This is a genomic window from Bradyrhizobium sp. SZCCHNS3002 (assembly GCF_032377435.1).
In the GTDB taxonomy this organism is placed as follows: domain Bacteria; phylum Pseudomonadota; class Alphaproteobacteria; order Rhizobiales; family Xanthobacteraceae; genus Bradyrhizobium.
The window spans coordinates 159,628-171,094 of the sequence record NZ_JAUHHY010000014.1 but is presented as its reverse complement, the minus strand read 5'-3'; the positions used below and the strand labels follow the sequence as shown (position 1 = coordinate 171,094).

Below are 11,467 nucleotides of genomic sequence, written 5' to 3'. Positions count from 1 at the left end.
ACGATGTCTCAGGCCTTCGGCGTCAGGCTACCCGGACCCTTGGGGGTCTGCATTGTCGTGCAAGTCCCCTTCGGCTCCAGCTTGAACGAATTGCCCTGATAATCGATCGTGCTGGTACCCGCGCAGGTCGTGCCGGCGCCAGCAAAGCAGTCGTTCTGGCCCTTCAGCGCGACGCCAAAACACTTCTCCATCTTGCCGTCCTTCATGGCCTTCATGGTCTCGGCCTGCTTGGCCTTCATCATCTTTTCCATGTCGCCCTTGGCCATCGTCTCCGCTGAGGCGGACGTGACGGCGAGCGCGCCGGCAGCGACCGCAAATGCGCCGACGATCATTGCGGACAGCGTGCGATTGGACATGCGAATTCCTCCATTCTCCGGGTTTCAGCCTGCGGACATTGCAGGTGTCTGGCGGCCATCGGCGCGCCTGTCCATCGGTTCGCTCCAATGCATCGGAAGGTTACGCTGACTGCTTCGCGATTCATCGCTCAGTTGCACCCGAGATATTCGAGCAGATCTGCCGCCGCCGACGACGACCAGTCGGCCGCACCCGGGAGGTATCCGACGATCAGACCTGAAGCCGAGATCAGATAGGTGATCGGCATGCCATACAGCGTAAACGGCGCAGGCCTGCCACCGTCGTCTCCGGATTGCGCCACGTATCCGTTCGGATCGAGGCAGATGGACAGCGACGTCAGCCTCAGCGCGCGCACGAAGCGACCGACACTGTCGCGATCGCTGCGGTCTTCGGATACCGCGAGGACGTGCAGGCGCTGGCGCGCGACACTGCGTGCAAGCCGATCGAGCTCCGGCAGCTCGATGCGGCAGGCCGCGCACCACGAGGCCCAGAAATTCAGTACGATTGGCGCGCCGCGTAGCGCGGCGAGATCGAGCGTACCGCCGTCGAGGCGAAACAGCCGTATCGCCGGCAGGCTCTGCTGCGGCCGCAACAGCGTGAGTTGGTGACGGCCGGTTGTGAAGGCAGGCACGTCGTCGGCGGCGGATGCAGCCGAAGCGGATCCCGCGCGCGTTATGAGCGCCGTCAGCAGCCCGCCGATCACCTCGCGCCGGCTCGCAACGCTCACCGCGCCAGTTCCTCGATGGCAAGCGCTGGCGAAAACTGCGGAACGGCGGGCCGGAACGCGATGAAGGCGAACAGCGGATTAGGCAGCCAGTACAGCCATCCGATCGACGGCTCGCGCCGGCCGTCCGGGAGCTCCAGGTCGAGCCACACATACAGGAATTTGTAGATGCACAGTCCGGGAATCCAGTTCGGACGCAGATGGCGTGTTCTCAGGCAGCGCCACCGAATGTAGAAGTTTCCCTCGAACGGCGTGATGTCCCAGAGTCCGACAGGCCCCTCGGCGATTACCTCGCCGCTGGGACGGTGCGTGATGCGCACGATGCGCGGCTGCCTCTTGTGCAATTGAATACCTCCCACCCGCGTGTCCGGATGCTGCCATTCGACGATACGATCTCAGACCGGGAAAGGTTACCAGGCGACTCGTCACGGCCGCGCAAATCACAGTCGTGCGACGGGTAGTTCCGGTCCGACGACCCGAAAGGAGCCGCGCTCCGACGCACGGTCTTGCGAGCGGACGAAGATCGCCGGGATGTCGTGGACCGTGACGCCCTCATTACCACGACGGCCAAGTCCCAGGCCACGCGCAGCCGTCGAAGTCATGCGCACCGGCGCGGATCGCGGTCGGCGCAGCACGTGCGTTCGACTTGCCCGCTCACATCCAATTGACCGGTCGTGATCGATCCAGGGCGGCTGCCCCCGCTTGATTCATCTGCTCGCGTTCGATTAGTTAGCCGCAACCAACAGAACGGCGGGAAACAAACGCTTCACGATCTCCCAAGGTGTTGCACAAGGCTTCGTCGCACGATGTGCTCTTCCGGATGATGACTCCCCCCATCGCATAGGCCGGGCCGCTCTGAACCGCTGCGCTCGGCGCGCCGATCTCTCAGCTTCCATGCCGACGACCACCGGTTCGGTCGGCCCGATCCTCTCAGCTGCATCCGACGCGCGTGCCGCCGGTGATCGATCCTGCATGTCGATCAGGATCCGGCGCCGCGACGGCTAACTCAGGAGCGACACGTCACATGATCTCCGCCGAACACCTGACCCGCCAATACGGGTCATTCACCGCCGTCGACGACGTCTCCTTTGAGGTCGGCGACGGCGAGATCGTCGGCCTGCTCGGGCACAATGGCGCCGGCAAGACCACTATCATGAAAATGCTGACGGGCTATCTCGAGCCGACCGCCGGCACGGCGACCATTCATGGCCACGACATCGGCAGGCAGCGCCGGCAGGCGCAGGCACTGATCGGCTACCTGCCCGAGAATTGTCCGCTGTATCCCGAGATGACAGTGGTCGAATTCCTCGACTACGCGGCGGAGCTGAGAGGAATCCCGCCGGGCGCCCGGGCGCAGGCGCTGCGCGATGCCATCGCCGCGACCGGCCTTGCGGAAAAGGCCACCGCGCCGATCGCGAGCCTGTCGCGCGGCTACCGGCAGCGCACCGGCGTCGCACAGGCGATCCTGCACAAGCCGAAGATCGTGATCCTCGACGAGCCAACCAACGGCCTCGATCCGTCGCAGATCGCGCAGATGCGGGGATTGATCCGGGATCTCGCGAAGACCGCCACCGTGATCCTGTCGACCCATATCCTGCAGGAGGTGCGCGCCGTGTGCGAGCGCGTGCTGGTGATCAACCGCGGCCGGCTGGCGCTCGACACAAGGATGAGCGATCTCGGCGGTCCCGGCCGGTTGCGTCTCGTCACCAGCGGGCCGCCCGACCTGATCGAGCGGCTGGTCACGGGGATTGGGCTCGTGAAGAGCGTGGAGCGGCTGACGGCGGCCGGGCCCGGCCATGCCTATGCCCTCAACCTCAATGGCCACGCGGCCAGCGCCGTGGCGCCGGCCGTCGCCCGCGTCATCACCGACAACAAGCTCGATCTGTTCGCCCTGCATCCCGAACAGCGCGATCTCGAAACCCTGTTTGCCGACATCACCGGCGCCGGCGCGCCGACCCCGGAGGCCCTGCATGCATAACGTTCTTCGTATCGCTCGCAAGGAGCTGGCCGTCTTCTTCGCCTCGCCCGCGGCCTTCATCTTCATGGCCGCGTTCCTCGCCGTCACCCTGTTCCTGTTCTTCTGGGTCGACCGCTTCTTCGCCCGCAACATCGCCGACGTCCGGCCGCTGTTCGAATGGATGCCGGTGCTGATGATCTTCATCGTGTCGGCCATCACGATGCGGATGTGGAGCGAGGAGCGGCGCGCCGGCACGCTGGAGTTCCTGCTGACATCGCCGGTCGCGCCGCTGCAGCTGGTCCTTGGCAAGTTCCTCGCCTGCCTCGCTTTGGTTGCGATCGCGCTGGCGCTGACGCTGCCGCTCCCGATCACGGTCTCCATGATCGGCCGGCTCGACTGGGGACCGGTGGCCGGCGGCTATCTCGCCGCGCTGGCCCTCGCCTCCGCCTACATCTCGATTGGCCTGTTCGTCAGCGCCCGCTCAGACAACCAGGTCATCAGCCTGATCGTCTCCACCCTGATCTGCGGCGCGTTCTATCTGCTCGGCTCCAACACGCTGACCTCGCTGACCGGCAACGAAGGCGGCGAGCTGCTGCGCCAGCTCGGGGCCGGGTCGCGCTTCGAGTCGATCGCCCGCGGCGTCATCGACCTGCGCGACCTCTATTACTATCTCAGCATCTTCGGCGTCTTCCTGGTGCTCAATCTCTATGTGCTGGAGAGCCTACGCTGGTCGTCGCAGGGCCGCGCGCCGCAGCACCGGCGCTGGCGCATGGTGGCCGCGCTCACGGTGGCCAATCTCGTCGCGGTCAACCTGTGGCTCGGCCAGCTCCCGGCCGCACGGGCCGATCTCACCGCGGGACACATCTACTCGATCTCGGACGAGACAAGGAGCTATCTCGGCCAGCTGCAGGAGCCGCTGCTGATCCGCGGCTATTTCAGCGCTCAGACCCACCCGCTGCTGGCGCCGCTGGTGCCGCGGCTGCGCGATCTCCTGAAGGAGTACGAGATCGCAGGACAAGGCAAGGTCCGGGTCGAGTTCGTCGACCCGATGCAGAACGCCGCGCTCGAGGCGGAAGCCAATAAGCAGTACGGCATCCAGCCGGTGCCGTTCCAGACCTCGAGCAAGTATCAGGCGTCGGTGACCAACTCCTACTTCAACATCCTCGTCAAATATGGCGATGAGTACACGACGCTCGGTTTCCGCGATCTCATCGAGGTCAAGGAGCGCGGTGACGGCGACAGCGAGCTCGACGTCAATCTGCGCAATCCCGAGTATACGATCACGCGCGCGATCAAGAAGGTGCTGAACGGCTATCGCGGCTCCGGCGACGTTCTGGCCGGCCTGCCGCAGCCGGTGACGCTCGAGGCCTATATCTCGGCCAAGAACCTGCCCGAGCCGCTCGCCAAGCTGAAGACCGCGCTGCAGGAGCTGATCAAGGACTACCAGAGCAAGACGCCGGGCAAGCTCGATGCGAAGATCGTCGATCCCGACGCCGATGGCGGACAGATCGCCAAGACCCTGCAGGACGAATACGGCCTCGAGCCGCTTTCGGTCGGCCTGCTCAACCCGAAACGCTTCTGGTTCCATTTGATCCTGAAGAGCGGCGACAAGACCGAGCAGATCCAGCTGCCGGAGCAGCTCGACAAGGACGGCTTGAAGCGCAACATCGACGCCGAGCTGAAGCGCTTCACGCCCGGCGCGCTGCGCACCGTCGCGCTGTACACCCCGCCGGCGCAGCAGCCGATGCCGCAGCTCGGCATCCCCGGCAGCAGTGGGCCGTCGTTCGATCTGCTGCAGCAGAAGCTGCAGGAGAACACGCTCGTCGACGCCACCCAGCTGAAGGATGGACGCGTTCCCGAACGCGCCGACATCCTGTTCGTCGCCTCGCCGCAGCAGCTCGATCAGAAGCAGCTGTTCGCCGTCGATCAGTTCCTGATGAAGGGGGGCACGGTGATCGTCGCCACCTCGCCCTATCAGCCGTCGCTGCGCGGCAATCTCGACGTGACCAAGACGCCGTCCGGCCTGGAGGACTGGCTGGCGTTCCAGGGCGTGAAGGTCGGCGACAGCATGGTGCTCGACCGCCAGAACGCCTCGTTCCCGATCCCGAGCGAGCGCGACGTCGGCGGCGGCATCAAGGTGCGGCAGATCCGGCTGATGGACTACCCGTTCTTCGCCGACATCCGCAGCGACGGGCTGGCGCAGGGCGCGGCACCCTCGGCCGGCACCCAGCAGCTGACGCTGTCCTGGGCCTCGCCATTGACGATCGACGCCGACAAGGTCGGCAAGAAGCGAAAGATCGTCGATCTGATCCAGAGCTCGCCGCATTCATGGACCGCCAAGACGACCAACGTCGTGCCGGACTTCAAGGCGCATCCCGACACCGGCTTCCCTCCTGCCGACAAGCAGGGGCGCCAGCTGCTCGGGGCCATGATGGAGGGCGAGTTCACGTCGTTCTTCGCCGGCAAGCCATCGCCTCTCGCCAAGGACGCTGCTGAGCCCAAACCCGACGCAAAGGCTGATGCAAAGCCCGATGACGCGGCGAAGACGGCGGCTGCCGACGCCAAGCCCAGCATCACCGGCGTGATCTCCCGCTCGCCCGAAAGCGCGCGGCTGATCGTGATCGGCTCGGGCACTTTCCTGTCGGACGACGTGCTGCAGCTCGCCTCCAGCGTCGACCGCACGCAGTATCTGGCGCCGCTCGACTTCGCACAGAACCTGGTCGACTGGTCGCTGGAGGACCGCGGGCTGCTGGCGCTGCGCAGCCGCGGCGGCCAGTTCTCGCGCACGCTCGCCCCGATGCAGAGCGGCGGCCAGATGTTCTGGGAATACCTGAACTATGCGCTCGCGCTCGCAGGGCTCGCCCTCGTCTACATCGTGCGCCGCGCGCTGCGGCTCGGCGCCCAACGGAGATATCTCAACATGCTCGGCATCGCGGAGGCGCGGACATGAAAGGGCTTCCCATCCTGCTCACGGCGCTGCTGGGTGGCCAGCTCGCGCTGGCTCTCACCTTCGCGGTCAACCGTTCCGATCATGCCGCGTTCGACGCCAAGGAGCCGCTGGTCGCGTTCGCGCCGGCCAAGGTCGATCAGGTCGCGATCGACGACGATGCCGGCCACACCGTCACCCTCGCGCGCAAGGACGGCAAATGGGTGATCCCCGCCTTGGCCGACTTTCCCGCCGACACGACGAAGGTCAATGGCCTGCTCGACCGCATCGCCGGCCTGAAGAAGGGCTGGCCGATCGCGAAGACCGAGGCCGCAGCCGAGCGCTTCAAGGTCACCGAAAAGGTTCATGAGCGCCGCGTGGTGCTGACGAGCGGCGGCAGCCGGGTCGGTGAGCTCCTGGTCGGGACCTCGCCGGCGTATCGCCAGGTGCATGTGCGGGCCGGCGATGCCTCTCCGGTCTTTGCCGTCGAGCTGGCGACCTACGACATCGGCGCGGAGCCCAGCGCCTGGATGCAGCACGACATGCTGGACACGCCGCGCGACAAGATCGCCAGCGTCAATGTCGGCGACGTCACCATCGATGGCAAGGACGGCAAGTTCACGCTGGCGGGGCTCGGCAAGGACGAGAAGCCGCGGCCCGACAAGATCGACGCCCTGGTCAGCGCGATGGCGCATCCCCCCTTCGATAACGTGCGCGGCAAGGGCAAGGCGGCGCTGGCGCAGACGGATGCGCCCGACGTCACCGTCACGCTGAAGCGGACCGATGGAAGCGAGCTGACCTATCGCTACAAGAAGGACGCCGGTGGGGGCTATCTGTTCACGCGGTCGGCGGAGGACTATCTCTTCCACGTCAACGCCGACGCCGCCGCGCCGGTCGTGCAGGCCACGCGCGCGGCATTGATCGAGCTGCCGAAACCGGACAAGGCGCCGGACGCCAAGAGCTCGAACGACAACAGCTCGAACAATAAGAGTTCGGGCAACAAGGGCGCAGACGCCAAGAACCCTGATGACAACGTTAAGAAGGCCGAGACCTCAGGCGCCAAGACGGATCAGGCGCCGGCAGCGTCAGAGGCTGTTCCGCCGTCATCCCATGGCGCCGAGCAGGCCGCTCACGGCGGCGCGGAACCGCCAAAGTCGCCCGGCGGCTAGCGTACCGCGATACGCAAATCCGGCTTCGCTGCGCAATCAGTGGAGCCGGATCACGACTTCCCAACACGGATCGACATCACCCGTCCGCCCTTGAGCTCGAAGGAGAACGCATGCGGCGGATAGGTCCAGAGCTCGACGCCCTTCAATTCGCTCGGCTCGAAATGGTTGGGCTGGCCGAACACCTTCACCAGATCGTCGGTGGGGGCGCCGAGACCGACGCTGCTGAGCTCGTAGCCCGGAGCCGTCGTGGTGCCGTCGCCGGTGACCTGCAGCGCGACGATCTTATCGGCGGCCACGGTGACCACGAAATAAGGATAGTGCTCGCGCTGGCCGACGAAATAGATCCAGGCGACCTTGTCCTGCGCCTGCTTCAAGGTGCGGTGGGGCTGCCCGAGCGCAGCGGTCGCCGTGTCAGCACCGTCGCCGACCACCAGCGGGCCCAGCCGCATGCAGGCGCGCGCCATGACTGCGAGCAACAGCTCCTGTGACAGCTCGCGCGGCGGGGTCACGACGCAGCCGAAGCCGGCGCCGGCGCGCTTCCATTCGCCGCGCAAGTCCTTCAGATCGGCAGGAACGGCTGGCGCCGGTGGTGAGGGCGCCGGACGTGCCGGCGGCGGCGACGCCGGTCGCGGCGCCGATTGTGCATGCGCCGATGGCGAGAGCCACCCCGTCAGCATCGCCGCGGCGATCCCCACAAGCACCGCTTGAATGCGGCCCCCAGTCTTCACCATGTCGACGCCTACTTCCCACGCTTGCCCAGACCGCCAAAGGCGTCGGGATCGAACTTCCTCGGATCCACCGGCTCGTAGCGTGACCACTCCATGTCGGCAATCCCGTCGTATTGCTTAGTCCACCCGGAATCCACCGTCGCGTTGCCTTGCGCAACGGGCCGCAACTCGAAATGCATGATCTTGCCGGGGCCGGCCTCGGCGATCTTCTCGCCGCGCTTGAAGCGCGCGCCGACGGCCGGCATCTCGCCTTTGCCATCGACCAGACGACCGAGATGGGCATAACGGGTGAAGAGGACAGCGCCGTTCGGATAGCTGTGCTTGAGCACGACGTAGCGCCCGCAGCCGCCGACAAGCGGCAGGTCAGCGGGCGCCTGATCGGCCGCCTCCACCTTGACCACGACGCCATCCTCCATCACCCCGATCGGTGCCCCCTCCGTCCCGGCGTCGACATCGATACCGGGATGATCGCGCAGCGACCAGCAGCCGCACGAGGCCATTCCGGCTTCGGACGGCTGCTGCTGAGCCGGCGCGGCTGGCTGCACCGTCTGGAATTCGTTGACCAGCAGTCCGGGTCCCTCGGCGGAGGTGTAGATGTGGACGGCATAGAGCGTCAGCTTGCCGCCGACCTTCACCTCGCGCGGCAGGAAGCCATAAACGATGTCCTGCACGAAAACCTTGAGCTCCCGCCCCTTGGATGAACGCACCGTGATGCAATTCGAGACGCCGAGCTTCTCGACCTGGTCGAAGCCCGACATCGCCATCGACTTCTTCAAGAACCCCGTCTGACATGGACCCCCGGCACTCGCGAGGATGACCTCGAGCTTGAACGGCGCACCCGTCTTGATGTCGACACCCTTGGCCGGGCGCGGCAGCGCCAGAAGGTCGTCGAGACCGGCCTCCTTGTAGCGGGCGTAGTCGAACGCGGCTTCGGCGCGGTGGCCGCTGAGGACCACCAATGCCAGCAGGGTGAACACACCCCGGCGCGCGGCACGCGTGACGCTCATCTCACCACCCCCACTCACCGGTCGATCCCCCCGCGAGCCTACACGACAGGGCCGCACCCCGGCTACAACTGCTGCGTGATGAAGAATCCGCCGCGCAGGCCGGCCACAAAAAGTTCGTCCAAGGCAGATCATGATGTCGGATCGCGGCCGGCGGCTGCGTCCTTGGATCAAGCCGGATCGCGACGAGCCGGCGCGATCACAACCCCGAGCGCCGCGTCGTGAACCAGCGCGCGGCCTGCACTGAAATGGAAGGAAGCCCTGCCATGGCAAAGCCCAAGAACACGATCTGTCTGTGGTTCGACAAGGACGCAGAGGCCGCCGCGCGCTTCTATGCCGAGCTGTTTCCGGACAGCAAAGTGACGGCAGTCCATCGCGCGCCGGGTGACTACCCTTCCGGCAAGGCTGGCGACGTGCTCACGGTGGAATTCACCGTCTGCGGCATCCCCTGTCTCGGCCTCAATGGCGGACCTGCGTTCACCCACAACGAATCCTTCTCGTTCCAGATCGCCACCGATGATCAGGCGGAGACGGACCGCTATTGGACTGCCATCGTCGGCAATGGCGGCCAGGAAAGCCAGTGCGGCTGGTGCAAGGACAAATGGGGCATCTCCTGGCAGATCACGCCGCGCGCGCTCACCGATGCGATGACCGAAGGCGGCGCCGCCGCCAAGCGCGTCTTCGGCGCGATGATGACGATGAAGAAGATCGACGTTGCAGCAATCGAGGCGGCCCGGCGCGGGTGACGCCCGCGCGAAGCCGGAGCGCGTCGCGGCGTTCCGGCCCTACGGGCGCAAGCAGCGCAGATGGAGGAACAGCGGCACGCGCAGCCAGCGCCGGCTGCTGTCGCGGGTGATCGCCGCTTCGGGGATCGACGGCTCGCGCAGCGCCTCGATCAGGAAGCCCGCCTCCTCCAACGCCGCAAAATAGCGCTGCAGAGGACGATGCGCGCTGTGAAAGATGATGCTGAAGCCGTCGCGCTCCATCGGATCGCTGTAGTTGAAGGAGTCCAGGTAGCTCCCCTGGATCACGAACGGCGCGTCCGGCGCCAGGCTGGCGAAGCGGCCGGCCGAATTGAGCGGATGGACGATCGCCATGCACAGCCGGCCGCCGGGCCTCAGCACTCGCGCCGCCTCGCGCACTGCGGCCGGCATCGCATCGACGTCCTGCAGCGACATGAAGGCGATCGCGAGATCTGCGCAGGCATCGGCCAGCGGCAGCGATGCCGCATCGGCGCGCACGACGGAGATGGCGGGATCGGCGGCGCGCGCCGCCGCGATCAGCGAGGGCGAAGCGTCGATGCCGATCACCCTGTGCCCCGAGGCGTTGAGATGACGCGACAACCGGCCCTCGCCGCAGCCGATGTCGAGCGTCAGCGCACCCGGCCCCGGCAGCAGGCTGGTGAACTGCTCGCGATGATGACGCCAGAAGCTGTCATGGCCCGGCGCCCTCGCCCAGGCGAGCCACTGGGCGGCCTGATCTTCCCATTGCTGGCGCAGATTCATGGCGGCTCTCGTAAGAGGTCAACTCAAGAGCCGCGCGTCTTAGACCTCTTTCCGGGGCCTGTCATGTGACGTTTTGGCAGCAGCCCGCTCAACCGCGCGCGGACGGGCTGCAGATCTCCTCGAGAAAATCGAGGAAGGCGCGGGCGCGCGAGGAGATCAGCTTGCGGCTCGGAAAGATCGCGGTGAGCTGCGCGGCGCGGGTGTCGAACACGACCCCCCTGCCGATCTCGACCAGCCGGCCTTCGCCGAGCAGCTCGACGCAATAGTGCTCCGGCAGAAAGGAAATGCCGGCGCCGTGGGCGACGGCGCGGCGCACCGCCAGCGGATTGTTGATGCGGGCGACATGCGCCCCGACGTCGAAGCGGACGAGATGACCATGCTGCTTGATCACCAGGGTGCGGTCGCCGTAGCGGCGCTCGCAGATCATGAGATGGCGCTCAAGCGCGCGGACGTCCTCGCCGATGTCGTGCGCGGCGAGATAAGCGGGGCTGGTCACCCAGATCAGGCGGCCGCCGATCAGCACCTTCTGCGCCAGCTCGGAATTCTCCTGCACGCCGACCACGACCGCGATGTCGAAGCGGTCGGCCAGCATGTCGATCGCGCGCGTCGTCGCCTCGACGTCGAGCTCGATCCGGGGATAGCGGCGGTGGAATTCGGCGAGCTGCGGCGCCAGGATCTCCTCGCAGAACGCCGGCGGCAGCGCCACCGAGAGCCGGCCGCTGGGGACGCCGGAGAGCCCGGTCATGACCGCGTCGGCCTCCGAGACCTGGTCCAGGATCTTCTGACATTGCTGGAAGAACAGCTCGCCCTCGCGGGTCACCCGGACGCGCCGCGAGTTGCGGTCGAACAGCCGGATGCCGAGATCCTGCTCGAGTCGGGCGACCGATTTGCTGACCGAGGATTTCGGCATGCCCAGCGACCGCGCGGCACCGGTCATGCCGCCGGTCGCCACCACCGCATGGAACACCGGAATGTCCTCGATCCGCCATTTCATCCTAGGGCTCTCGTTCATCGAGAGAAACGATCCGTGCACGTTAGCATGATTGTCTAGCATGGGAAACTTCGTAAGGTCGGCCCCGGCGCGGCCGCGGGTGACAGTC

11 protein-coding genes are annotated in these 11,467 nt (G+C 66.3%); 4 read left to right on the top strand and 7 right to left on the bottom strand.

Annotation, left to right across the window (positions count from 1 at the left end):
- Nucleotides 1-8 precede the first annotated feature (8 nt).
- The 3 genes from QW845_RS26715 to QW845_RS26705 form a co-directional block, all read right to left on the bottom strand.
- Nucleotides 9-356: a DUF2282 domain-containing protein gene (locus QW845_RS26715; RefSeq protein ID WP_315804499.1), complete on the bottom strand. Its 348-nt coding sequence runs from the start codon at nt 354-356 to the stop codon at nt 9-11.
- 128 nt (nt 357-484) lie between these two features.
- A complete protein-coding gene (locus QW845_RS26710) occupies nt 485-1,057 on the bottom strand; it encodes a TlpA disulfide reductase family protein (RefSeq protein WP_315804498.1) in 573 nt (190 codons plus the stop codon).
- Between the two features lie 20 nt (nt 1,058-1,077).
- Nucleotides 1,078-1,422, bottom strand: coding sequence for a hypothetical protein (locus QW845_RS26705; RefSeq protein ID WP_315804497.1), 345 nt, complete (start codon nt 1,420-1,422; stop codon nt 1,078-1,080).
- A 680-nt stretch (nt 1,423-2,102) separates the two neighbouring features.
- Between QW845_RS26705 and QW845_RS26700 the strand changes: the two genes are divergently transcribed.
- The 3 genes from QW845_RS26700 to QW845_RS26690 are packed head-to-tail and all read left to right on the top strand — an operon-like array spanning nt 2,103 to nt 7,130.
- Nucleotides 2,103-3,056 carry an ABC transporter ATP-binding protein gene (locus tag QW845_RS26700; protein WP_315804496.1) on the top strand — a complete coding sequence of 318 codons (954 nt, stop codon included), beginning with the start codon at nt 2,103-2,105 and terminating at the stop codon, nt 3,054-3,056.
- Nucleotides 3,049-5,985, top strand: a complete 2,937-nt coding sequence (locus tag QW845_RS26695; RefSeq protein WP_315804495.1) for a Gldg family protein — start codon at nt 3,049-3,051, stop codon at nt 5,983-5,985. Before QW845_RS26700 ends, QW845_RS26695 begins: the two co-directional genes overlap by 8 nt.
- Entirely contained in the window at nt 5,982-7,130 is a 1,149-nt protein-coding gene (locus tag QW845_RS26690) for a DUF4340 domain-containing protein (RefSeq protein ID WP_315804494.1), read from the top strand. Before QW845_RS26695 ends, QW845_RS26690 begins: the two co-directional genes overlap by 4 nt.
- A 50-nt stretch (nt 7,131-7,180) precedes the next feature.
- Here QW845_RS26690 and QW845_RS26685 read toward each other — a convergent pair whose 3' ends face one another.
- Both QW845_RS26685 and QW845_RS26680 read right to left on the bottom strand, forming a co-directional pair.
- Nucleotides 7,181-7,861, bottom strand: coding sequence for a hypothetical protein (locus QW845_RS26685; protein WP_315804493.1), 681 nt, complete (start codon nt 7,859-7,861; stop codon nt 7,181-7,183).
- Nucleotides 7,862-7,869: 8 nt separating this feature from the next.
- Complete coding sequence (locus tag QW845_RS26680) at nt 7,870-8,865, bottom strand: M23 family metallopeptidase (RefSeq protein ID WP_315804492.1); 996 nt, start codon at nt 8,863-8,865, stop codon at nt 7,870-7,872.
- Between the two features lie 263 nt (nt 8,866-9,128).
- Here QW845_RS26680 and QW845_RS26675 point away from each other — a divergent pair, with 263 nt between their 5' ends.
- Nucleotides 9,129-9,608 carry a VOC family protein gene (locus tag QW845_RS26675; RefSeq protein ID WP_315804491.1) on the top strand — a complete coding sequence of 160 codons (480 nt, stop codon included), beginning with the start codon at nt 9,129-9,131 and terminating at the stop codon, nt 9,606-9,608.
- Nucleotides 9,609-9,647: 39 nt separating this feature from the next.
- Here the strand turns inward: QW845_RS26675 and QW845_RS26670 are convergent, their stop codons facing one another.
- Both QW845_RS26670 and QW845_RS26665 read right to left on the bottom strand, forming a co-directional pair.
- Entirely contained in the window at nt 9,648-10,367 is a 720-nt protein-coding gene (locus tag QW845_RS26670) for a class I SAM-dependent methyltransferase (protein WP_315804490.1), read from the bottom strand.
- A gap of 88 nt (nt 10,368-10,455) precedes the next feature.
- A complete protein-coding gene (locus QW845_RS26665; RefSeq protein ID WP_315804489.1) occupies nt 10,456-11,361 on the bottom strand; it encodes a LysR family transcriptional regulator in 906 nt (301 codons plus the stop codon).
- Nucleotides 11,362-11,467: the final 106 nt, after the last annotated feature.